The 20,863-nt window shown below is 58.7% G+C and carries 23 protein-coding genes and 1 pseudogene; 9 read left to right on the top strand and 15 right to left on the bottom strand.

Translation table 11 applies throughout. The features are described from left to right. Nucleotides 1-90: 90 nt before the first annotated feature. A complete protein-coding gene (locus tag ACOYXH_RS18405) occupies nt 91-849 on the top strand; it encodes an SDR family NAD(P)-dependent oxidoreductase (protein ID WP_095048155.1) in 759 nt (252 codons plus the stop codon). Nucleotides 850-970: 121 nt separating this feature from the next. On the opposite strand, the gene ACOYXH_RS18410 is transcribed toward ACOYXH_RS18405, so the two are convergent. Next, a complete protein-coding gene (locus ACOYXH_RS18410; protein ID WP_460409859.1) occupies nt 971-1,408 on the bottom strand; it encodes a multidrug/biocide efflux PACE transporter in 438 nt (145 codons plus the stop codon). A gap of 89 nt (nt 1,409-1,497) precedes the next feature. On the opposite strand from ACOYXH_RS18410, the gene ACOYXH_RS18415 reads away from it, so the two are divergent. After that, entirely contained in the window at nt 1,498-2,352 is an 855-nt protein-coding gene (locus tag ACOYXH_RS18415; protein ID WP_095048157.1) for a LysR family transcriptional regulator, read from the top strand. Nucleotides 2,353-2,393: 41 nt separating this feature from the next. Here the strand turns inward: ACOYXH_RS18415 and ACOYXH_RS18420 are convergent, their stop codons facing one another. The 3 genes from ACOYXH_RS18420 to ACOYXH_RS18430 are packed head-to-tail and all read right to left on the bottom strand — an operon-like array spanning nt 2,394 to nt 4,468. Further along, nucleotides 2,394-3,665: an RNA polymerase sigma factor gene (locus ACOYXH_RS18420; RefSeq protein WP_220556877.1), complete on the bottom strand. Its 1,272-nt coding sequence runs from the start codon at nt 3,663-3,665 to the stop codon at nt 2,394-2,396. Next, nucleotides 3,658-4,002, bottom strand: coding sequence for a YciI family protein (locus ACOYXH_RS18425; protein WP_095048159.1), 345 nt, complete (start codon nt 4,000-4,002; stop codon nt 3,658-3,660). The genes ACOYXH_RS18420 and ACOYXH_RS18425 overlap by 8 nt, the downstream gene beginning before the upstream one ends. Nucleotides 4,003-4,042: 40 nt before the next feature. Continuing rightward, nucleotides 4,043-4,468, bottom strand: coding sequence for a YybH family protein (locus ACOYXH_RS18430; protein WP_095126173.1), 426 nt, complete (start codon nt 4,466-4,468; stop codon nt 4,043-4,045). A gap of 141 nt (nt 4,469-4,609) precedes the next feature. Between ACOYXH_RS18430 and ACOYXH_RS18435 the strand changes: the two genes are divergently transcribed. Both ACOYXH_RS18435 and ACOYXH_RS18440 read left to right on the top strand, forming a co-directional pair. After that, nucleotides 4,610-5,095, top strand: a complete 486-nt coding sequence (locus tag ACOYXH_RS18435) for a GNAT family N-acetyltransferase (protein ID WP_095048161.1) — start codon at nt 4,610-4,612, stop codon at nt 5,093-5,095. 18 nt (nt 5,096-5,113) lie between these two features. Beyond that, nucleotides 5,114-5,719 carry a pyridoxamine 5'-phosphate oxidase family protein gene (locus ACOYXH_RS18440; protein ID WP_460409860.1) on the top strand — a complete coding sequence of 202 codons (606 nt, stop codon included), beginning with the start codon at nt 5,114-5,116 and terminating at the stop codon, nt 5,717-5,719. Nucleotides 5,720-5,842: 123 nt separating this feature from the next. Here ACOYXH_RS18440 and ACOYXH_RS18445 read toward each other — a convergent pair whose 3' ends face one another. The 3 genes from ACOYXH_RS18445 to ACOYXH_RS18455 form a co-directional block, all read right to left on the bottom strand. Next, on the bottom strand, nt 5,843-6,331 hold the full coding sequence (locus ACOYXH_RS18445) for a GNAT family N-acetyltransferase (protein WP_460409861.1): 489 nt from the start codon (nt 6,329-6,331) through the stop codon (nt 5,843-5,845). Between the two features lie 324 nt (nt 6,332-6,655). Beyond that, nucleotides 6,656-7,150: a GyrI-like domain-containing protein gene (locus tag ACOYXH_RS18450; RefSeq protein ID WP_095048164.1), complete on the bottom strand. Its 495-nt coding sequence runs from the start codon at nt 7,148-7,150 to the stop codon at nt 6,656-6,658. Between the two features lie 68 nt (nt 7,151-7,218). After that, nucleotides 7,219-7,881, bottom strand: coding sequence for a LysE family translocator (locus tag ACOYXH_RS18455; protein ID WP_460409862.1), 663 nt, complete (start codon nt 7,879-7,881; stop codon nt 7,219-7,221). Nucleotides 7,882-8,020: 139 nt separating this feature from the next. Here ACOYXH_RS18455 and alaC point away from each other — a divergent pair, with 139 nt between their 5' ends. Next, entirely contained in the window at nt 8,021-9,229 is a 1,209-nt protein-coding gene (gene alaC, locus ACOYXH_RS18460; RefSeq protein WP_053122962.1) for an alanine transaminase, read from the top strand. A 96-nt stretch (nt 9,230-9,325) separates the two neighbouring features. Here alaC and ACOYXH_RS18465 read toward each other — a convergent pair whose 3' ends face one another. Further along, nucleotides 9,326-10,681 (bottom strand): GntP family permease, encoded by a 1,356-nt coding sequence (locus tag ACOYXH_RS18465; RefSeq protein ID WP_095048166.1) that lies wholly within the window; start codon nt 10,679-10,681, stop codon nt 9,326-9,328. An 82-nt stretch (nt 10,682-10,763) separates the two neighbouring features. Next, nucleotides 10,764-11,297 (bottom strand): gluconokinase, encoded by a 534-nt coding sequence (locus ACOYXH_RS18470; protein ID WP_095048167.1) that lies wholly within the window; start codon nt 11,295-11,297, stop codon nt 10,764-10,766. Between the two features lie 216 nt (nt 11,298-11,513). Here ACOYXH_RS18470 and gntR point away from each other — a divergent pair, with 216 nt between their 5' ends. After that, complete coding sequence (gene gntR, locus ACOYXH_RS18475) at nt 11,514-12,545, top strand: HTH-type transcriptional regulator GntR (protein WP_095048168.1); 1,032 nt, start codon at nt 11,514-11,516, stop codon at nt 12,543-12,545. Nucleotides 12,546-12,586: 41 nt separating this feature from the next. Here gntR and ACOYXH_RS18480 read toward each other — a convergent pair whose 3' ends face one another. Beyond that, complete coding sequence (locus tag ACOYXH_RS18480) at nt 12,587-13,459, bottom strand: LysR family transcriptional regulator (RefSeq protein ID WP_460409863.1); 873 nt, start codon at nt 13,457-13,459, stop codon at nt 12,587-12,589. Nucleotides 13,460-13,580: 121 nt separating this feature from the next. On the opposite strand from ACOYXH_RS18480, the gene ACOYXH_RS18485 reads away from it, so the two are divergent. The 3 genes from ACOYXH_RS18485 to ACOYXH_RS18495 all read left to right on the top strand — a co-directional run bounded on the left by ACOYXH_RS18485 (nt 13,581) and on the right by ACOYXH_RS18495 (nt 16,270). Next, entirely contained in the window at nt 13,581-14,021 is a 441-nt protein-coding gene (locus tag ACOYXH_RS18485) for a PACE efflux transporter (protein ID WP_093430448.1), read from the top strand. 125 nt (nt 14,022-14,146) lie between these two features. Further along, nucleotides 14,147-15,571, top strand: a complete 1,425-nt coding sequence (locus ACOYXH_RS18490; protein ID WP_095048170.1) for an MFS transporter — start codon at nt 14,147-14,149, stop codon at nt 15,569-15,571. A 153-nt stretch (nt 15,572-15,724) separates the two neighbouring features. Then, nucleotides 15,725-16,270 (top strand): hypothetical protein, encoded by a 546-nt coding sequence (locus ACOYXH_RS18495; RefSeq protein WP_095048171.1) that lies wholly within the window; start codon nt 15,725-15,727, stop codon nt 16,268-16,270. 135 nt (nt 16,271-16,405) lie between these two features. Here ACOYXH_RS18495 and ACOYXH_RS18500 read toward each other — a convergent pair whose 3' ends face one another. The 5 genes and pseudogenes from ACOYXH_RS18500 to ACOYXH_RS18520 all read right to left on the bottom strand — a co-directional run bounded on the left by ACOYXH_RS18500 (nt 16,406) and on the right by ACOYXH_RS18520 (nt 20,795). Then, complete coding sequence (locus ACOYXH_RS18500; protein WP_460410886.1) at nt 16,406-16,945, bottom strand: methyl-accepting chemotaxis protein; 540 nt, start codon at nt 16,943-16,945, stop codon at nt 16,406-16,408. A 3-nt stretch (nt 16,946-16,948) separates the two neighbouring features. Then, nucleotides 16,949-17,725, bottom strand: a pseudogene (locus ACOYXH_RS18505) (PAS domain-containing protein); the annotation flags it as partial. Nucleotides 17,726-18,276: 551 nt separating this feature from the next. Then, nucleotides 18,277-19,290, bottom strand: a complete 1,014-nt coding sequence (locus tag ACOYXH_RS18510; protein WP_220556886.1) for an ABC transporter substrate-binding protein — start codon at nt 19,288-19,290, stop codon at nt 18,277-18,279. Next, nucleotides 19,287-19,814: a sigma-70 family RNA polymerase sigma factor gene (locus ACOYXH_RS18515; RefSeq protein ID WP_460409864.1), complete on the bottom strand. Its 528-nt coding sequence runs from the start codon at nt 19,812-19,814 to the stop codon at nt 19,287-19,289. The genes ACOYXH_RS18510 and ACOYXH_RS18515 overlap by 4 nt, the downstream gene beginning before the upstream one ends. Before the next feature lie 189 nt (nt 19,815-20,003). Continuing rightward, the gene (locus ACOYXH_RS18520; protein WP_095048176.1) at nt 20,004-20,795 is read right to left on the bottom strand and encodes a phosphate/phosphite/phosphonate ABC transporter substrate-binding protein; all 792 of its coding nucleotides are present in this window, start codon (nt 20,793-20,795) and stop codon (nt 20,004-20,006) included. Nucleotides 20,796-20,863 lie beyond the last annotated feature (68 nt).

The raw sequence follows: 20,863 nt of genomic DNA on the forward strand, positions 1-20,863 counted from the left end.
TGATTCCGGTTTCAGTCTATTTATCACCATAGGACGGACAAATAAACTTTGATCCATCACCTGATCACTCACGGCAATCGAGGAAAAACCATGGACCGCAAAATCGCATTGATCACCGGCGCCAGTCGTGGCCTGGGAAAAAACGCCGCCCTGCACCTCGCCGCTCAAGGCATCGACATCATCGGCACCTACAACAGTCGCGCCGATGAGGCCCAAGCGCTGGTGCTTGAACTGGAAAAATTCGGCGGCAAAGCCGTGATGCTGCAACTGGATGTCAGCCGCAGCGAGAGTTTTGCCGGTTTCGGTGCGCAGGTTGAGCACGCGTTGCAGGAAACCTTCAAACGTCAGCGCTTTGATTTCCTGATCAACAATGCCGGGATCGGCGTGCACGCGCTGTTCGCCGAAACCACGCCGGAGCAGTTCGATCTGCTGATGAATATTCAGTTGAAAGGGCCGTTCTTCCTGACCCAGCAATTGCTACCCCTGATCAACGACGGCGGCCGGATCATCAATATTTCCAGCGGCCTGACCCGTTTCAGCTTGCCGGGTTACGGCGCTTATGCGGCGATGAAAGGGGCAATGGAAGTGCTGACCCGTTATCAGGCCAAAGAGCTGGGTGCGCGGCAGATTGGTGTAAACATTCTCGCGCCGGGGGCCATCGAAACTGACTTCGGTGGTGGTGCCGTGCGCGACAATGCGGCGGTGAATGCGATGGTCGCCGACAACACCGCGCTGGGCCGGGCCGGGCAGCCGGATGATATTGGCGGGGCGTTGGCGTTGTTGCTGTCGCCCGGTGCGCAGTGGATCAATGGTCAGCGGGTCGAGGCATCTGGCGGCATGTTCCTCTAACCAACGCTGAAAACACTTGCCCCCTATAGGAGCTGTCGAAGGCTGCGATCTTTTGATGTTGCCCTTAAAAATCAACAGCAAAAGATCGCAGCCTTCGGCAGCTCCTACATGGAGATGGGGGTTAGCCCTGACAAGCGTTGCGGGTCATGAAGCGCTCGCGCACTACGTCATAACCCCAGTGATACACGTAGGTGTACGGCAGAAAGAACAGCAACACGCCGATGTCGAGCAAAAACGCCTGCCACAGGCTGACCGACAGCCACCAGGCAATCAGCGGCACGCCCATCACGATCAAACCACCTTCGAACAGCAACGCGTGCACCACCCGTACCCAGGCATTGTGCGCAACGTTCATACGCGCCAGCAGACGATCGAAGAAGCGGTTGAACACCACGTTCCAGCCCAGCGCCAACAGGGCGATCAACACCGTCACCGCGCCCATTTCAAGCATCGGTTTTTGCATGATCCACGCCAGCAACGGGGTGCAGATCAGAATCGCCAGCAGTTCGAAACCGATGGCCTGGAAAATACGTTCAGAGATGGATTTGTGGGCAGTCATGGCCTGACTCCTTGAGTGAAGATGGTTGCCATGATCTATCTTGATACCGATACTTCATAACCAATAACCATCGATCAAGGCGATAGTTGATGATCTCGCAGGAAGTGCTGTTGGCATTTGTCCAGGCGGCGACCCAAGGCTCGTTTTCGGCAGCGGCGCGCAAACTGGGGCGCAGTCAGTCGACGATCAGCGCGGCGGTGGCCAGCCTTGAGATCGATCTGGATCTGCAGTTGTTCGATCGCAGCAGCCGCAAACCGGCGCTGACCCCGGCCGGGCATGTGATGCTGCAACGCGCTGAGGCGATTCTGGCGGCCAGCAGTCGTCTGGAAATGACTGCGCGGCAGTTGTCCCAAGGCGTCGAGCCGAAGTTGACCGTGGCGATTTCCGACACTTATCAGTCGGACCGTTTTGAAGCGGCGCTGGTCGGGTTTGAGCAGCGTTATCCGGATCTGGAGCTGGAATGCCTGATCGCCGAATGCGATGACCTGATCGAACTGGTGCAGCGCGGTCGTGCGCATCTGGCCTTCGCCGAAATGCAAGAGAACTACCCACCGGACCTGGCGACCTCGACGGTGGCCGAGCGCACGGAAATCGCCCTGTTCGTCAATCGCGATCACGCGCTGGCCAAGCTTGATCTCGTTGATCAACACATCCTGGAACAACACCGTGAATTGCGCCTGGCGACTATCGTCAATCCTTACGACAGTCGCGGCAAAGGTCGGGTGTGGTCGGCGCCGAGTTATCTGATGTTGCTGGAAATGGCCGAAAAAGGTTTTGGCTGGGCGCCGTTGCCGCGTTGGCTGGCGCAGCGTTTTGGCAATGATTTGCTGGTGGAGTTGAAGGTGCGCGGCTGGCCTAAGCCGGTGTTTGTCGATGCCTTGTGGTCGCGGCTGTATCCGCCGGGGCCGGCGGGGAGCTGGTTGTTGAGCAAGATGCTGGAATAGCGGCGCTGCCAATCGCTGGCAAGCCTGAAGTCAAAAGCCCCTCACCCCAGCCCTCTCCCGGAGGGAGAGGGCTGGGGTGAGGGCCATTCCAGCGCCATGAGCCGCCCTTCGATAAAACGCCGCTCCGGCTCTTGCCGGGTCAGCTCCAAGGCCCGCATATACGCAGCCCGCGCTTCTTCCACCCTACCCAACTGCCGACAAAACTCCGCCCGCGCCGAATGCGCCAAGTGGTAATCCTGCAACTCGCCGCGACCCAAAATCCCTTCAATCAGATTCAAACCGTTCAGCGCCCCATCCCGCTTGGCCACCGCCACCGCCCGGTTCAACTCGATCACCGGCGAAGGCATCGCACGCAACAGCACGTCATACAAACCAACGATCTGCTCCCAATCCGTCTCCCCCGCCGACGGCGCCTCAGCATGAACCGCCGCAATCGCCGCCTGCAAACAGTATGGCCCAAACCGCCGTGTCGTCAGCGCACGCTCAACCAGCGCACTACCTTCAGCAATCAGCCCGGCATCCCACTGAGATCGATCCTGATCATCCAGCAGCACCAGTTCACCACTCGGCGAAGTGCGCGCCGACCGTCGCGACTCGTGCAACAGCATCATCGCCAGCAGCCCCATCACCTCCGGCTCCGGTAGCAATTCCATCAACAGTCGGCCAAGCCGTATCGCCTCGCGGGTCAGATCTTCACGGATCAACTCGGCCCCGCACGACGCCGAATACCCTTCGTTGAACACCAGATAAATCACCCGCAACACGCTATCGAGGCGCTCGGGCAGTTCGCTCAGGCTCGGTACTTGATAGGGAATTTTCGCGTCACGAATCTTCGCTTTGGCGCGCACGATGCGCTGGGCAATCGCTGCCGGCGCGGAGAGAAAGGCGCGGGCGATTTCCTCGGTGGTCAGGTCGCAGACTTCGCGCAACGTCAGCGGCACTTGCGCATCCGCCGCCAGCGCCGGGTGACAACAAGTGAAAATCAGCCGCAGACGATCGTCTTCCACGTCTTCACCGCTCCAGTCCGCCTGTTCCAGTTCTTCCAGCTGCGCCAACAACAATGGCTGCGAGGCCTTGAACCGCGCGCGGCGGCGCAACACATCAATTGCCTTGAAGCGCCCGGTAGACACCAGCCAGGTGCGCGGGTTGTCCGGCACGCCGTCGCGCTGCCAGCGTTCGACCGCGACGAAGAACGCCTCGTGCAAGGCTTCTTCGGCGAGGTCGAAATCACCCAGCAAGCGAATCAGCGTCGCCAGGATCCGCCGCGATTCTTCGCGGTAGACCCGCTCGACCCGCGCCTTGACCTCAGACATTCAATTGCCGCACCGGTCGTACTTCAACGCTGCCCACCCGCGCGGCCGGAATATCGCCGGCAACCTGAATCGCTTCGTTGAGGTCCTTGGCGTCGATCAGGTAGAAACCGGCCAATTGCTCCTTGGTTTCGGCGAACGGGCCGTCGGTGATCGACAGTTTGCCGTTGCGCATACGCACCGTGGTGGCGGTCTGCACCGACTCCAGCGCCTCGGCGGCAACCATCCGCCCGCTGCCCTGGATCGACTCGGCGTAGGCCCAGCACTCGGCGTCCTCCGGGCTGTCGGGCGATGAATGCAGCAGGCGTTCATCGCTGTAGACCAGGCATAAATACTTCATGGCGTTCTCCTGAATCGGACGGTTCAACTATGGCTGAAGATCAGGGGGTCACATCGAACAGCGTCGCACCGCTCATCGGATCAAACGGCGCCGACCAGTGTTCGTGGGCGATTTTCCACGCCCCGCCAACCTGCCGATAGCAAGCGGTGACGCGCATCCAGCAGCTCTGGGTTTCGCCCTTGTCATTGGTGCCGCCGCAGTTGGCCACCCAGTGGGCGAAAGCGATGTTGTCAGCACTTTCGATGGCGATTTCGTGGAACTCGAAAATGTGCGGGCCGGGGCACATTTCCATGCACTCGACCCAGTGCGCGCGGTAGGCGGCTTTACCCTTGAATTGCAGGGCCTTGATCGCGTCGAAAGAGACGATGTCGTCGGCGTACAGCGCCATGACTTTCTCCACGTCCTTTTTCATGACGGCTTCGCGGTAGGTGTTGATCAGGGTCTGGATATCGGTTTGTGCGCTCATGCTGTTCTCCGTGGTTTTTGTTGTGAAGACACCCTTAGTCGTTCGGCGAACGGGCAGATCGACAGGCGAAACAAAAAATTTCCGCAGAAGACAAAATCGCTAGAATCCGAGCCTCATCTTTGTAGGAAAAAGGAAATTCCCGTGTCAGCCCAACTCGTGCCGTACGACAACCTGAACGCCTTGCAGCGTGAGCAAGTCGAGGCGATTGAAATCCATGCCGAGCAGATCAAGTTCTCCGGTGATATCCACGGTGCTTTGCACACCCTGCTGTCGAAACCCGGCCCCGGGGTGAAGGGTTTTGCGCTGCTGGCGGATGACGTGCCGGTGGCGTTTCTGTTGCTCAAGCGCCCGCCGGTGTTGCCGGCTTGGGCCGATGAACACAGCGCCACCCTGCATGCGTTGCAGGTCGATCGCCGCGCTCAGGGCAAGGGTTACGGCAAGGCGTGTCTGCAAGCGTTGCCCGAAGTTGCACGTCAGGCGTGGCCGGAGATCAAGGGGCTGGAATTGTCGGTGGATGCGGATAACGACGCGGCCATCGCGCTGTACGCCAAGCACGGCTACGTCGACAGCGGCGAAGCGTACAAGGGCCGGATCGGTTACGAACGGCGCATGGGCCTGTTTTTCTAAGTCATCGAGGGAAGCACGATGATCGACTCAATCGAAGCACTGGAAGCGATTTACGGACTGCCGCATGAACGAGCGCTGCGCAAGCAGATCGGTTTTCTCAACGAGGATTATCAGGCGATGGTGCGCCTGTCACCGCTGGTGATTGTCAGCTCGGTGGGGGCCGATGGCCTGGATAATTCGCCGCGTGGGGATACGCCGGGGTTTGTGCGGATCATTGATCAAAACACCCTGGCCCTGCCGGATCGCCCGGGTAACAACCGCATCGATACCTTGCGCAATGTGCTGCAGGATTCTCGGGTGTCGCTGCTGTTCATCATTCCGGGGATTGGCGAGACGTTGCGGGTCAATGGTACGGCGACGATCAGCGCTGAGCCGCAGTTGTTGGAGAGTTTTGCGGTAAATGGCAAACCGGCGAAAACGGTGTTGCTGGTGACGGTGGAGGCGGCGTTCTTCCATTGCTCGAAAGCGTTCGTCCGTTCGGATGCGTGGAATCCGGAAACGCACCTGCCGCGCTCGGCCCTGCCCTCTGCCGGCGCTTTCCACAAGCGCCTGAACGATGGCGAGTTCGACGCCGAAACCTACGACCGTGAAGCGCCTAAACGGGTCACCGATACTCTCTACTGACAGAACAAGGTCCCTTGTAGGAGTGAGCCTGCTCGCGATAGCGGTGTGTCAGTTAAATCGATGTTGACTGACACTCCGCTATCGCGAGCAGGCTCACTCCTACAGGTTTTGATCAGTGTTGGGTCAGAGAGTAAGAATCATCTCGTGCCACGCCATCCCGCCGTGGTCCGACTCCGATGGCTTGATGTAGGCAAAGCCAAACCCGGCATACAGCGGAATATGCTGTTCCTTGCACATCAAATGAATCGTCGCTTTATCCATCGCACGCATACGCTCGATGAACTCGCCCATCAAACGCTTGGCCAGACCCTGGCCCTGATAATCCGGGTGCACCACCACCGACATGATCACCACGTTCGGCCCTTTCGGGTCGTGGCCGATCAGTTCCTTGAACGCCTCGTCCGACATCTGCACGTCAAACGCCGCACCGGAATTGACGAAGCCTGCGACGATGCCATCGACCTCAGCCACAACAAAGCCTTCCGGCCAGGTGGCGATGCGCGTGGCGATTTTTTCGCGGGTAGCCGCTTCGTCACCCTCATAGGCAACGGTTTCGATGGCGTAGCAGCGGTCCAGGTCGGCGGCGGTGACGTTGCGGATAACGGTGTTCATGGCGGCTCGGAAATCGGCAGAAGAAAGTGCCGAAAGCATAAAGGAATAAGGCCTGCATATCGATGCGCAAGGGCGGCGTAAAGCCTGCGTATAAGTGCTTTTCTTCGGGTTCGCGGCGGGCTATTTCTCAGGTGTGTCTCTGACTACCCTTGGGGGAAACCGCTTATGAGCAGCGTTGAAATCGGCCTGTTGATGGTGTTGGGCATCAGTACGTTCGGCTTTATCACTCTGGGCATCGACCTGTTGCGGGCGCGACGGTTGGGCAAAGGCAAGCGGGGTTGAAAACCATGAGGCGGATCATTGATCCGCCTCATGCTTGTCGGCTCAGGCCTTGGTATCGACCGGCACGCAGATTTCCAGTTTGCCGGTGTGCAGCTTCGGATTGAAATCCGCGCTGTAACGCTCCAGCTCCGGGGCGTTGAGCTCCACGTAATGAGAGGTCGGCAACCAGGTCTTGTAGATGTATTGCAGGGTTTGTGGCAATTGCTCGAGCGGTCCTTTGTGCTCGAATACTGCGTACTGGCGAGGCAGCACTTCGACCCACTGGTAGACCTTCTGGTCGAGGTCATCGAGCTTACTGATTTCCACCCCGGCGATGTAATCGAAGCCGCCCTTGCCGTCGAAATTGCTGCAGACACCGTAGGTCACTTCGTTCTTTTGCCCCTGGATCTTTCCCAGGTGCGGCAAGAATTTTTCCCACAGCGCCGGAATGTCCTTGGCTGTGTCTTGGGTAAATCGACCGCGAAAACCTGCAATCAGCAAGAAGTGTCCATGTTCGAAGCGAGGTTCAGCCACTTCGACGCGTTTTTGCTCATCCATGACTCGACTCCTGGAACAAAAAAAGGGGTTCGGCTGGGAGTATAGAAAGCCCGATCCAAATCGCACGGTTACAGCGCGTGCAACTGCTCGACGGCGCCCGAACCGACAAATTCGTTGTAGCCAGATACGATCACGTACACCGCGAAATAGCAGAAGATCGCTGCAGATGCCAGGTACGAATAGCGCAATAGCTTATCGCCCAGCAGCTTGCCACCATGGCTCGCAGCGAAGCACAAACCGGCGGACCACAGCAGTCCGGCGCAGAGGAACCCACCGAGGAACAGCGCCGAGCTCAAAGGACCGCCACCACCGGAACGCGCAATCAAGGTGCCGCCCACCGCCGCGAACCAGAGAATCGCGCTCGGCGACGACATGGCGAGAAATATCCCCCGGAAGAACTCTTTGCGATGGGAGTTCTGCCCCACTTCCGCCGTCTCGGCCAGCAGCGCTTCGTGATGGATCGCCGAGTAAATCATCTTCGCCGCAAAGTAGATCAGCAGCGCCGAACCACCAATCCACAAAACCCAACGCACGGTCTCGTATTGCAGCAAAACGGTCATCCCGGCCAGCGCCAGAACCGCATAAACCAGGTCGCCAACACAGGTGCCGAGGCCCAGCGCAAAGCCCTGAAAGTAACCGCGCTGCATCGCCAGGGTGATCATGGCGATGTTGGCCACGCCGATATCCAGGCACAGCGAAAGGCTCAGCAAGAAGCCGCTGGTGAATTCCATCTACCGATTTCCTTGGGACAAAATTGTTTACAAACGGGCTGGACAGTATGCCATCACTGACCTTATCTTCCGCCACAGGTCACCGCAGTGACCAGCGTCGCTCGGACGGTTCCGGGCGCTTACGTTATCCGAGGCAACAATGGCTGAACAAGGTTCGCCGCGCCGCTTTGCGCGCATAGATCGACTCCCCCCTTATGTTTTCAACATCACCGCCGAGCTGAAAATGGCTGCCAGGCGTCGTGGTGAAGACATCATCGACTTGAGCATGGGCAACCCCGACGGCGCCACGCCGCCGCATATTGTCGAAAAACTCGTCCAGGTTGCCCAACGCGAAGACACCCATGGTTACTCCACATCCAAGGGTATTCCGCGTCTGCGCCGGGCGATTTCCAACTGGTACAAGCAACGCTACGAGGTCGACATCGACCCGGAAAGCGAAGCCATCGTCACCATCGGTTCCAAGGAAGGCCTGGCGCATTTGATGCTGGCGACCCTGGATCAGGGCGACACCGTATTGGTGCCAAACCCGAGCTACCCGATTCACATCTACGGTGCGGTGATTGCCGGTGCCCAGGTGCGTTCGGTGCCGCTGGTGCCAGGCGTGGACTTCTTCGACGAACTGGAACGGGCCATTCGCGGTTCGATTCCGAAACCGAAAATGATGATCCTCGGCTTCCCATCGAATCCGACCGCACAGTGCGTGGAACTGGATTTCTTCGAACGGGTGATCGCCCTCGCCAAGCAGTACGACGTGCTGGTGATTCACGATCTGGCTTACGCCGACATCGTCTACGACGGCTGGAAAGCCCCGTCGATCATGCAGGTGCCAGGCGCCAAGGACATTGCGGTGGAGTTCTTCACCCTGTCCAAGAGCTACAACATGGCCGGCTGGCGCATCGGTTTCATGGTCGGTAACCCGGAACTGGTCAACGCTCTGGCGCGGATCAAGAGCTACCACGACTACGGCACCTTCACCCCGCTGCAAGTGGCGGCGATTGCCGCGCTGGAAGGCGATCAGCAGTGTGTGCGCGACATCGCCGAGCAGTATCGCCAGCGCCGCAACGTGCTGGTCAAAGGCCTGCATGAACTGGGCTGGATGGTTGAGAATCCGAAGGCGTCGATGTACGTCTGGGCGAAGATCCCTGAGGCCTACGCGCATCTGGGTTCGTTGGAGTTTGCCAAGAAACTGCTGGCCGAGGCCAAGGTCTGCGTCTCGCCGGGGGTGGGGTTTGGTGAGTATGGCGACGATCATGTGCGCTTTGCGCTGATCGAAAACCAGGACCGGATTCGTCAGGCGGTGCGCGGGATTCGCGGGATGTTCCGGGCGGATGGGTTAGTTACCAAATAACTGACCCACCTCTGATCGTTCCCACGCTCCGCGTGGGAACGATCACCCACAAAAAAACCGCATCGCTGCGGTTTTTTTGTGTCTGCGTGAAGCCGCTTAAACGAACAGCGACAACAGCAGGATAAAGCCCAACGCGACGATGGAGAGGATGGTTTCCATCGCCGTCCAGGTCTTGAACGTCTCGGCCACGGTCATGTTGAAGTACTGCTTCACCAACCAGAAACCGGCGTCGTTCACGTGGGACAGGATCAGCGAACCGGCGCCGGTGGCCAGCACCAGCAACTCACGGTTAACGCCCGGGATCATCCCCACCACCGGCACGACAATGCCCGCGCCCGTGATGGTCGCCACAGTCGCCGAACCGGTCGCGATACGGATCACCGCCGCCACCAGCCACGCCAACAGGATCGGCGAGATCTGCGCGCTGACCGCCATGTGGCCAATCACGTCGCCCACACCGCTGGTGACCAGCATCTGCTTGAAGCCACCGCCGGCACCGATGATCAGAATGATCGCGGCGGTTGGCGCCAGGCTCGCGTCGAGCCACTTGAGCATCTGCTGCGAACCGATGCCCTGCTTGTGCCCGAAGGTGTACAGCGACAGCAGCAACGCCAGCAGCAGTGCCGAGATCGGGTGACCGATCATGTCCATCCAGGTGCGGAAGAAGTGACCGTCCGGCAGCGCCACGTCAGCGAAGGTTTTCAGCAGCATCAGGAACACCGGCAGCAGCACGGTGATCAGGGTGATGCTGAAGCTCGGCAGCGTGGTCGAGTCGTCATTTTCGCGGGCCAGTTGATCGACCAGTTCCTGATTCGGGTGACCCGGAATGTGCTTGGCGATAAACGTACCGAAGATCGGACCGGCAATGATCGCGGTCGGCAGCGCAACGATCAGACCGTAGAGAATGGTCTTGCCGATGTCAGCGCCAAACACGCCGATGGCCAGCAGCGGGCCCGGGTGCGGTGGCACCAGACCGTGCACGGCGGACAGACCGGCGAGCAGCGGGATACCGATCTTGATGATCGACACGCCGGTGCGGCGCGCAACGATGAACACCAACGGAATCAGCAGCACGAAGCCGATTTCGAAGAACAGCGGGATACCCACCAGAAACGCGGCGAACATCATCGCCCACTGGACTTTGTCTTTACCGAACGCACGGATCAGGGTCTGGGCGATCTGATCCGCCCCGCCCGATTCGGCCATCATTTTGCCGAGCATGGTGCCCAGCGCAAGGATGATGCCGACAAAACCGAGCACGCCACCGAAGCCGTCCTGGAACGCTTTGATGATGGTGCCGATCGGCATGCCCGACGTCAGGCCGAGGAACGCGGCGGCGATGGTCAGGGAAATGAACGGGTGAATCTTGAATTTGGTGATCAGGATAATCAGGCCGATTACCGTGACCACTGCATCGAGCAGCAGGTAGGCGTCGTGGGACATGCCAAACATTGGGGGTGTCTCCTGGATTGTTGTTGTTATTAAAGCGGGTTAAACAGAAGTCGGAAGGACAGCGCTATCTCTTTCAACACACTCATACCGCCTGCTTCAGACCGTGGGCCTGCCACCAGACGTGAGCCTGGGACGCCAGCTCTTCAACGCTGTGGATCGAAGCATTCAACGCCAACGTCAACGGCTCACCCTTCGGCGATTCGAGGGTGGCGAACTGGCTTTCGATCAACGTCGCGGGCATAAAGTGGCCCGGACGGTGGGACACACGTTCAGCGGCAACTTCAGGGGTCAATTCAAGAAACACGAAACCCAGGCCCGGCAAGGCGCTGCGCAACACTTCGCGATAACTGTGTTTAAGGGCCGAGCAAGTCAGCACCGGGCGTTTGCCCAGCGCGTCGACGCGACGCAGTTCATCGCACAGGCTGTCGAGCCAGCCGGCACGGTCGTCGTCGTTCAGGGGGATCCCCGCGCTCATCTTTTCGATGTTCGCGGCCGGATGGAAAGTATCGCCTTCAATGGCAGTGGCGCCGCTCAATTGGCACAGGGCCTCGCTGACGCACGTCTTGCCGCAACCGGCAACGCCCATGATGACTAGGGCGGTGATGGGATGACTCATATAACACCTCAGCGCGCAGACAGCGCTACCTTTGCTAGCTATGACTCTAGTGCACAGGCAGAAGTTGCCGACGCCTTCTTGTCGTTTTTTTGGGTTGCAGCAGGTTTGTTCCCAACGCCAAAAAGCGAAGATCAGGCAGGACCTCGCTTACGCATTTACAGCTGCATCAGGACAGCGCTACCTTAGTGCCTTGATTTTTGTTTGGCAAGCCGCCCGATGACCTCCCCTAAAAACGATAAAAATACCCGCACCACCGGCCGTCCCACCCTGAATGAAGTTGCCCGCCTGGCCGGTGTCAGCCCGATTACCGCCTCCCGCGCATTGCGCGGTGTCAGCACCGTGGCCACTGACCTTGTGGAAAAAGTCCAGAAAGCCGCGCTCGAACTCAACTACGTGGTCAACCCTGCCGCCCGCGCATTGGCCTCGGCGCAGAGCCATTCGGTGGTGGTTCTGGTGCCTTCGTTATCCAACTTGCTGTTCATCGATACGCTGGAAGCCATTCATCGGGTGCTCACGCCCAAAGGCTTCGAAGTGCTGATCGGCAACTTCCACTATTCACGCGATGAAGAAGAAAACCTGCTGCGCAACTACATGGCCTATCAGCCGCGCGGTTTCTTGTTGACCGGTTTTGACCGCACGGAAAGTTCGCGGCGGATGATCGAGGCGAGCAATATTCCCTGCGTGTACATGATGGAACTGGACAGCGCTGCCGGGGTGAATTGCGTCGGCTTCTCGCAGCTCAGTGCCGGTGAAACGGCGGCCGAGCATTTGCTCTCACGTGGGCGCAAGCGTCTGGCTTACATCGGTGCGCAACTTGATCAGCGCACGTTGTTGCGCGGTGAAGGCTTTCGCAAAGCGTTGCAAAAGGCCGGGCGTTACGACCCGGATCTGGAAGTACTGACGCCTCGTTCTTCATCGGTGGGCTTGGGCGGGGAGTTGTTTTTGCAATTGCTCGCGGCGCATCCGGACGTTGATGCGATCTTCTTTGGCAACGACGACCTGGCGCAGGGTGCGTTACTGGAAGCGCTGCGTCACGGCATCAAGATTCCCGAGCAGGTGGCGATTTTGGGCTTCAACGATTTGCCGATGTCAGAGCACATGGTGCCGCGCCTGAGCAGCATCAACACCCCGCGTGAAGCGATCGGCCGGCGCGCGGCGGAGCAGATGCTGACGTTGATGGCGGGTAACAGCGTGGCGCGTCCGGTGGAAGACATGGGCTTTGAACTGAAGATTCGCGAAAGTACCTGACAACAGGTAACCGATCGTTCCCACGCTCTGCGTGGGAACGATCAACCGCCCAACAATTCGACGAGGGCCAGCGCGCCTTTCTGTAGTGGCTGGCTCTTGAGCCACACCGCATGCACCGGCATTACCAGACCGTTTTCGATGTTGCGGAAATTCAGGCGTTTCAGCCGTCCTTTGTCCAACCGTGCCTGCACCACCGACAACGGAAAATTGCCCCAGCCCAACCCCGCCTCAACCATTTCCATCGCCGTCTCAAGGCTATCGGTGCGCCAATACGACTCCGCCACCAACGGCCGCGTTTCACTGATCGGCAAGTCACGACTGGCGACGATGATTTGCCGTACATGCACCAGATCCTCAAGAAACAGATCCTGACCCCGCAACAACGGACTGTCCGCCGCCAGGGTGGCGATCATCCGTTCGCTGCCGACAAACTGAAAACGCTCCAGCACATTCATGCTCAATCCGGCGAACGCCAGGCACAGGCTGACGCGGCCGCTGTGCAGCATCGCCAACACGTCGTCCTGCGGTGCGGTCAGCACTTCGATATCGAGCAACGGATGGTGCTCGGCGATCACCTTGATCGCCGCCAGCAAACGGCGCCGGTCGATGTCCGCGACTACGCCGATCGACAACTTGCTCTCCAGCCCCAACGACAGTTCCACCGCATGCACTTGCAACTGCTTGAGTTGCTCGGCAATCAGCCGCGCGTGTGGCACCAGCGACAGCGCCATCGCCGTGGGTTGCGGTTCGCGATGGCTGCGGTCGAACAGCAGATAACCGAGTTCCGCCTCAAGGTTGCCGATCCCCATACTTACGGCCGACGGGACTTTGCCCAACGCACGCGCCGCCGCCGAAAACGAGCCGCGTTCGATGACGGCAAGAAACAGCTCGATGCTGTCACTGTTGAAATTCAATTTGCACACCTATCAACAAAACTGAAAGCTACTGACTTTTTCTGTCAGCTCTATTGAAGCTATCTTTTGCCGCCTTCGCCAGTCCCGCTGGCGACAAACGGCAAGAAAGAGGCAACTCCCCATGCAAGGCGTCAAACGCAAACTGGTCTACGTGTCGCTCTACGAAGTGATCGGCATGACTTTCTCCGCCCTCGGTCTGGCGTTATTGTCCGGCACCTCACCGGGCAGCACCGGGCCACTGGCGGTGATCATCACCACCATCGCCGTGACCTGGAATTTCATTTACACCTCGCTGTTCGAGCGCTGGGAAAGTCGCCAGGTATCGCGCACGCGCACAGTGAAACGCCGTATCGCTCACGCGGTGGGCTTTCAACTGACGCTGATCGTGTTCCTGATTCCGTTGATTGCCTGGTGGATGAACATCAGTCTGGTGCAGGCGTTTCTGCTCGATCTGGCGCTGATCATTTTCATCCCCTGCTACACGTTTGCCTTCAATTGGCTGTTTGACCGGATTTTCGGGCTGCCAGCCTCGGCGCTACCAGATTCGGCGGCTGCGGCATAAATCGTTAATTCGTAAGCAGATATTGCGAGAATTCAGCGGTTTATCTGTTTAATCCGCCGATATTCACAATCCGTGAACTCCGATAGCAGGCTAAGCTTTTCCATCAATAAAAAATGGACCAGCCCATGACTGCACACGCCCCCGCCACCGCACAAAGCGACGGCATCGACCCGATCCGCGCTGCTCAGGTATCCGCCCGCATCGATCGCCTTCCGGCGGTCGCGACGATCTGGCGGCTGGTGGCGCTGCTGTCGATCGGTGGGTTTTTCGAACTCTACGACCTGTTCCAGACCGCTTACATCAGCCCCGGACTGATCCGCGACGGGATCTTTGCCACTGGCAATCAGGGCGTGTTCGGTTTCTCTGATCAGGCAGCGTTTGCCTCGGCAACGTTTCTCGGCCTGTTCCTCGGCGCCAGTCTGCTCAGCCCATTGGCGGATCGTTTCGGCCGCCGTGCGATCTTCACCTTCGCGCTGGTCTGGTACACGGTGGCGACGGTGTTGATGGGGATTCAGAGTTCGGCGCTGGGTATCATCTGCATGCGCTTTCTGGTTGGCATCGGCCTGGGCATCGAGCTGGTCACCATTGATGCTTACCTCTCGGAACTGGTGCCGAAACGCATGCGCAGCTCAGCCTTTGCCTTCGCGTTTTTCGTGCAGTTCCTGTCAGTGCCGGCGGTGGCATTGATGTCGTGGTGGCTGGTGCCGCAAGCGCCGTTCGGGGTCTCCGGCTGGCGTTGGGTGGTGCTGGCCAGCGCGGTGTTTGCGCTGTTTATCTGGTGGCTGCGCAAACGTCTGCCGGAATCGCCGCGCTGGCTCGCGCAGCATGGCCGCTTTGAGGAAGCCAACCGGATTCTCGATGGCATCGAAGCACGCTGCGCGAAGGATCACGGCAAAGCGCTGGACGTTCCCGAAGCCGTACCGGTCGACGTCGAAGGCAAGGGCCGCTTCGCCGATATCTGGCAGCCACCGTATCGCCGCCGCGCGTTGATGCTGATCGTGTTCCACATCTTCCAGGCCATTGGGTTCTTCGGTTTCGGCAACTGGCTGCCGGCGCTGCTGTCCGGTCAGGGCGTCAGCGTCACTCACAGTTTGATGTACGCCTTCATCATCACCCTCGCCTACCCGCTCGGGCCGCTGCTGTTCGTCAAGTTCGCCAACCGCTTCGAGAACAAATGGCAGATCGTCGGTTCGGCCCTCGGCGCGATGACCTTCGGCACCTTGTTCGCCCTGCAGACCAGCGCATTCGGGCTGATCTTCTGCGGGGTGATGATCACTTTCTGCAACGCCTGGCTGAGTTTCAGCTATCACTCGTACCAGAGCGAATTGTTCCCGACCAACATCCGCGCGCGCGCCGTGGGTTTCTGTTATTCGTTCAGTCGCTTGTCGACAGTGTTCAGCAGCTTGTTGATCGGCTTGTTTCTCGACAATTTCGGTACGCCGGGGGTATTGGCGTTTATCGTCAGCAGCATGCTAATCGTGATGCTGACCATCGGCTGGTTCGGCCCGCGCACGCGCAATCTGGCGCTGGAAAACATCGCTCATCGCTGATGGACAACGGTCATCCTCTGCCGCTTATCGGCAAGGGATGACCGCCACGAATACCTGACTGATGATCAAGCTGTTGAAATAAAAGGATTTATTCAAAAGGCACGGTAATTGCTCCGATACGCGAGCCAGCAATTACCTACAGGTCTACACGTCATGTTGATCAGTGCCAAACAACAGCAAATCATTCACCTGCCCAAAGCGCTGAATGACGATGCCACCACCACGGCAGCCGCCGGTCTGCAAGGTGGCCTGCACGGCGCCATGCTGCAAACCCTGCAAAACCAGACCCAGGCGCAAACCGCTGAAGCCACTGCCAAGGTGCAGGACTCGGCGACGCAGATCGCCACCCAGCAAGTCAGCGAAGCCACACGCATCAGCGATAACGTCGACGAAGCGTTCGCCAAGACCCGCGTGAACCTGCAATCGACCGACGCCACCAGCACCTCAGCGACATCCGCCACCGACGAGTTCAAGGACTACATGAGCAAGACGCCGGAACAGCGTCTGCGCGACAGTATCCTGCAGTCCATGGGGCTGACCGAAGACGACATCAAAGCCATGCCGCCGGAGAAACAACTGGCCATCGGCAAAGAGATCGCCGAGCGCTTGCAGGACAAGATGAAGTTGGCGCAGGCGGAAAAAGACAACGATGTGAAGGACAGTGACAAGCAGGCCAACAAGTTTCTTGCTGCGCTCTGATCTTCAAGTCACCCGAAATCAAATGTGGGAGCGAGCCTGCTCGCGAAGGCGGTGTATCAGTGAAATTTCCACCTACTGACACATCGCTTTCGCGAGCAAGCTCGCTCCCACATTGATTGTATCCAGCTGAAGAAATCAGTTCAGTTGCAGGGTCTCATTGAACTGACTGATCGCGTCCACCACCTGCCGCGAGCCCTGCTGAATTTCCAGAATCACCTCCCCCGCCTCATTGGCCAGCTCAACCCCGAGCCCGGTGCGGCTCAGACTTGATTGCATACTCGACACCGCACTCAGCGACAGGTCATGGTTTTTGCGCACCACCTCGACAATCTCCAGCGTCGCCTGACTGGTGCGCGCCGCGAGGCTACGCACCTCGTCCGCTACCACGGCAAAACCGCGCCCGTGTTCCCCGGCCCGCGCCGCTTCAATCGCCGCGTTGAGCGCCAGCAAGTTGGTCTGATCGGCAATGCCGCGAATGGTCTGAACGATGGTGCCGATGATGTCCGACTGTTTGCTCACTGCATCGATGCTGGCGGCAGCTTCGTTGAGGTCGCGGGAAATGTCCTGAATGATCTGCACGGTTTGCTGCACGACCTGTGAGCCTTTTTGCGCGCAGGCGTCGTTTTGTACCGAGGTGCTGTGGGCCGATTCGGCAGCGTTCTGCAAGGTGGTCATTTGATGGGTGATGTCGCTGGCGAACTTGACCACTTTGTACAGTCGGCCCTTGGCATCGAATAACGGGTTGTACGAGGCTTCGAGATAAACCATCTGCCCCGATTTGTTCTTGCGCTCGAAACGGTGAGAGTGATATTCGCCACGGTTGAGCGAGGCCCAGAATGCCTTGTACTGCGCGGACTCGGCTTCGGCACGATGGCAGAACAGGCTGTGATGATGACCGACGATTTCGTTGAGCGAGTACTGCATGGTCTTGAGGAAATTGTCGTTGGCGGCAATGACGTTGCCTTCCGGGGTGAATTCGATCACCGCCATCGAACGGCTGATCGCTGCCAGCATGCTTTCTTCTTCGTGTTCTTTATTCACCCGAGCGGTGATGTCGGCAGCCACTTTGATAACGCTGTGGACTTGCTTGTCCGGGCCATACACCGGCATGTAACTGGCTTCGAGCCAGACTTCCCTGCCGGCCTTGTTCAAACGCAGAAAAGTCCCGCTGATCGGTTCACCACGGGCCAGGTCACGCCACAGCTTTGCGTATTCCTCACTGCGGTAGAACATCTCTTCACAAAACACCCGATGATGTTTGCCACGCACTTCATCGGCGCTGTAGCCCATGGTCTTGCAAAAATTTTCATTGGCATCCAGAACGATGCCGTCAGGGGAGAACTCGATCATTGCCATCGAGCGGCTGATCGCAGCCAACTTGGCGTTGGCCTCGGTCAGGGCGCAGCTGAAGCGCTCGATTTCCTGCAGGTCAGCCTTGTGATGTAGGTTGAACATGGTTGTATCACCTTCCGCGCGGACTTTTGATTTGATGAAAGTTCAGTTCTTTCACGATCCACCACTACGTTCCACAGAACAGGCACACGCATTCCTCCACGGGAGGAAGTTGTCAGGTGATAAATGATGATCAATCGGAGCGTCCATGCAGCGACGCTCTAATCAAGACATCCTTCTCTTGATAGCCCGCACGCGGGCCAGCCCTAACGCGTTGAAGAACTTCCATGTAAGCGACGCTCCTTGTTGGTTCAGTGTCGGTGCCTTGGGTTGCGCACTCTGGCAGCATGAATTCACGGACCAACGATGTGTTTCAGCCATGTTTTGACATGACGGTCGACATAGTTAGTTACGGGAAGCATAGCCAGTGCAAAGACCTGCGCAAGGCCACTAGTCGGCCAGTATCTGGCACTTTTTGCACAAGAAACGGTTCAGCGCGGGGAGAATTGTTGGCGGGGCGGACGCTTTCGCGAGCAAGCTCGCTCCCACATTGGAACGCCTGCCCCTGCTCGCGAAGGCAAAAGTTGCAGCACTACAAAAAAACCAGAAATGACTTACAGGCTCCCGTTCACCTTGGTCGCCACCTCCGCGGGCACCCAAGGCTTCCAGACCTGCGGCTGATCACGCAAGAACGCCTGCGCCACCACTCTCGGCTGCAAACGTTTTTCGCTCATCCCCGCCAGTGTCTGGTTCAACAGATCGATCGGCAGATCGACCTTTTCAAAGAACGTCACCAACTCCGGATACTGCGCCTTGAACGGCGCCGACACGCCAATCGCCAGGCTCGCCGGCATTGAGCGGGTGCCCTTGGGGTTGGGATTGTTGGCATCGGCCAGGGTCTTCCAGGCCTCGGCATCGAATGGCGGCTCATCCAGTTTGACCAGTTTGAATCTGCCAAGCAGCGGCGTCGGTGACCAGTAGTAGAACAACACCGGTTTGCCACGCTTGATCGACGATGCCACCTCGGCATCCAGCGCCGCGCCGGAACCGGTACGGAAGTTGACGAAGCTGTCATTTAGCGCATAAGCCTTGAGCTTCTGGCTGTTGACGATCTCCGAGGTCCAGCCGGTCGGGCTATTGAGGAAGCGCCCGCGAGACGGATCTTCCGGGTCGCGGAACACGTCTTTGTAGCGCGGCAGGTCCGCCACCGACTTCAACTCCGGCGCCAACGCTTTGATCCCGCGTTCAGGGTCGCCCTTAATCACATACTCAGGTACCCACCAGCCTTCGGTGGCGCCTTTGACCGTATCGCCCAAACCGAACACCTTGCCTTCGGCGGCCGCCTTGACCCACGCCGGACTGCGCCCGGCCCATTCTTCGCCAATCACCTGGATATCGTTTTTCGCCAATGCGGCCTCAAGGCTGACCGTACTGCCGGGCAACGTGTCGGTCGGGTAGCCATAGCCTTTCTCAACGATCAGGCGCAGCACTTCGGTGATGAAACTGCCGCTCTCCCAGGTGATGTCGCCGAAGTGGATCGGCACGGTTTTCTCCGTAGCCGAAACAGTACCAACGCTGAGGCTCAGAGCCAGCAACGACGTGCCGAGCAGGGTTTTGATCGATCTCATGCAGACCTCTTGTTTTGCAGGAATTGGTTGGCGCTGTGGCGATCGCACAGCGCTTGGGAACGGCTCATGTACACGCTGACCGAACGCTGGGAGATACCCAGTTCGGTGGCGATTTGCGGGTAGGTCAGGCCGTCGATGCGGGCGAGCAGAAACGTCGCGCGGACTTTGCCGGGCAAGCGCTGCAAGCTGTGATCGATGCGGTTGAGGGTTTGCGACAGCGTTACGAGGTCTTCAGGCGAAGCGGCGTAATCGACATCGATGTGCTGGCGATGGTGACGTTCCAGATCACCGCGTCGCCAGCGCTGATAAAGCAGGCGTTGGGCGATAGTCGTCAGCAGGGCGCGAGGTTCACGAATGGCCCTCAGCGCTGGGGCTTCGAGCAATTGGGCGAAGGTTTCGGCGGCGATGTCTTCGCTGCTGGCCGCGTCATGCAGATGACGGCGCAGATAAGCACAGAGCCAACCATAGTGGGCGCGAAACAGGACGTCCACGGTGTGACGATGGGAAAGGTCGGCGCCGGACATAGGGGCTCCTTGATGAGGGGTCGCTGAATGTCCGGTGTTCCGGTGGCGCGATCGTAGCAAGGCGCCTTATTCGTTAAAAATACTTAAAACGAATCTTTATATTCCATTTACAAATAAAAGATCAAAAGATCGCAGCCTTCGGCAGCGCCTACACCGATCCCCTGTAGGAGCCGCCGAAGGCTGCGATCTTTAGCGCAAGCGCCCATAGCCAAGTCCTTCAGCCTCACGCTGATAGTCGAGCAGGATTTGATAATCGCGCTCACTGGCCGCAAACACCTCAGGCAATCCCAAGGTCTGTACGACATCAGGGAGTTCGCGCAAGGTTTCATTCATTACCTGTCGGAGCTGCTCGACCTGCTCATCCGTAGCGCTACCTACCGTAATAAACGGCAGGGTCGGGCTCAGGGCGCTGCGCGCAATCACCCGCAAGGCGCTGACTTCTTCAGGCACATACCGGGCGAGATAGGCATAGGTAACGCTGTCGATGGCAGCCAGATCGGCGCGGTTTTCCCGCAGCCAGCGCAGGCTCTCGCGATGGCCGCCGCTGATACCGACCGAGGCGAAGAATTGTCCGTCCTGATTCAGTGGCGCCAAGCGCTGACGCAGCAGGTTCATGCCACTGTTGGAGTCTTCGCTGTTGATCACCCCGCGACTGTTGTGAAAGTCCGCCAGGGTTTTGCGTGGGTCGTCAGCGTGGCCGAGGATCAGGCTGCAATGATTGCCAGCGCTGGCGTCGGGCAGTTCGTAGCGTGGGCGGCCGACGATGCGCACTTGTCCGCGCAATGCAGTCATCAGTGGATAGCCGCAGGTTTGCGTGAGCAGCAGATCGGGGGATAGCCAGAGTTCTGGCAGAGACAGGTCTTCAGCACTCAGGCGAGTGTGGCCAAGTTGCTCGATAATGCGCGCAATCCAGCGCTCATTGGCCGCGCGGATCGGCTCGGGGGCGACGTACATCAGCAGTTCGGTGTGGTGTTGAGCCATACACATTTTCCCCGAGTTACAAATAACCAATGTGGGAGCGAGCCTGCTCGCGAAAGCGCTGGGGCAGG

The sequence above is a fragment of the Pseudomonas sp. Mb7 genome, assembly GCF_054790525.1.

Excerpts from the sequence above, each read along its gene's own strand:
- ACOYXH_RS18485 (WP_093430448.1), top strand. The coding sequence starts at position 13,581 with ATGCAAGGCGTCAAACGCAAACTGGTCTACGTGTCGCTCTACGAAGTG.
- ACOYXH_RS18425 (WP_095048159.1), bottom strand. The coding sequence starts at position 4,002 with ATGAAGTATTTATGCCTGGTCTACAGCGATGAACGCCTGCTGCATTCA.
- ACOYXH_RS18470 (WP_095048167.1), bottom strand. The coding sequence starts at position 11,297 with ATGAGTCATCCCATCACCGCCCTAGTCATCATGGGCGTTGCCGGTTGC.
- ACOYXH_RS18410 (WP_460409859.1), bottom strand. The coding sequence starts at position 1,408 with ATGACTGCCCACAAATCCATCTCTGAACGTATTTTCCAGGCCATCGGT.
- ACOYXH_RS18440 (WP_460409860.1), top strand. The coding sequence starts at position 5,114 with ATGATCGACTCAATCGAAGCACTGGAAGCGATTTACGGACTGCCGCAT.
- ACOYXH_RS18415 (WP_095048157.1), top strand. The coding sequence starts at position 1,498 with ATGATCTCGCAGGAAGTGCTGTTGGCATTTGTCCAGGCGGCGACCCAA.
- ACOYXH_RS18520 (WP_095048176.1), bottom strand. The coding sequence starts at position 20,795 with ATGGCTCAACACCACACCGAACTGCTGATGTACGTCGCCCCCGAGCCG.
- ACOYXH_RS18465 (WP_095048166.1), bottom strand. The coding sequence starts at position 10,681 with ATGTTTGGCATGTCCCACGACGCCTACCTGCTGCTCGATGCAGTGGTC.
- ACOYXH_RS18450 (WP_095048164.1), bottom strand. The coding sequence starts at position 7,150 with ATGGATGAGCAAAAACGCGTCGAAGTGGCTGAACCTCGCTTCGAACAT.
- ACOYXH_RS18510 (WP_220556886.1), bottom strand. The coding sequence starts at position 19,290 with ATGAGATCGATCAAAACCCTGCTCGGCACGTCGTTGCTGGCTCTGAGC.
- ACOYXH_RS18495 (WP_095048171.1), top strand. The coding sequence starts at position 15,725 with ATGTTGATCAGTGCCAAACAACAGCAAATCATTCACCTGCCCAAAGCG.
- alaC (WP_053122962.1), top strand. The coding sequence starts at position 8,021 with ATGGCTGAACAAGGTTCGCCGCGCCGCTTTGCGCGCATAGATCGACTC.
- ACOYXH_RS18500 (WP_460410886.1), bottom strand. The coding sequence starts at position 16,945 with ATGACCACCTTGCAGAACGCTGCCGAATCGGCCCACAGCACCTCGGTA.
- ACOYXH_RS18515 (WP_460409864.1), bottom strand. The coding sequence starts at position 19,814 with ATGTCCGGCGCCGACCTTTCCCATCGTCACACCGTGGACGTCCTGTTT.
- ACOYXH_RS18405 (WP_095048155.1), top strand. The coding sequence starts at position 91 with ATGGACCGCAAAATCGCATTGATCACCGGCGCCAGTCGTGGCCTGGGA.
- ACOYXH_RS18445 (WP_460409861.1), bottom strand. The coding sequence starts at position 6,331 with ATGAACACCGTTATCCGCAACGTCACCGCCGCCGACCTGGACCGCTGC.
- gntR (WP_095048168.1), top strand. The coding sequence starts at position 11,514 with ATGACCTCCCCTAAAAACGATAAAAATACCCGCACCACCGGCCGTCCC.
- ACOYXH_RS18490 (WP_095048170.1), top strand. The coding sequence starts at position 14,147 with ATGACTGCACACGCCCCCGCCACCGCACAAAGCGACGGCATCGACCCG.
- ACOYXH_RS18420 (WP_220556877.1), bottom strand. The coding sequence starts at position 3,665 with ATGTCTGAGGTCAAGGCGCGGGTCGAGCGGGTCTACCGCGAAGAATCG.
- ACOYXH_RS18430 (WP_095126173.1), bottom strand. The coding sequence starts at position 4,468 with ATGAGCGCACAAACCGATATCCAGACCCTGATCAACACCTACCGCGAA.
- ACOYXH_RS18455 (WP_460409862.1), bottom strand. The coding sequence starts at position 7,881 with ATGGAATTCACCAGCGGCTTCTTGCTGAGCCTTTCGCTGTGCCTGGAT.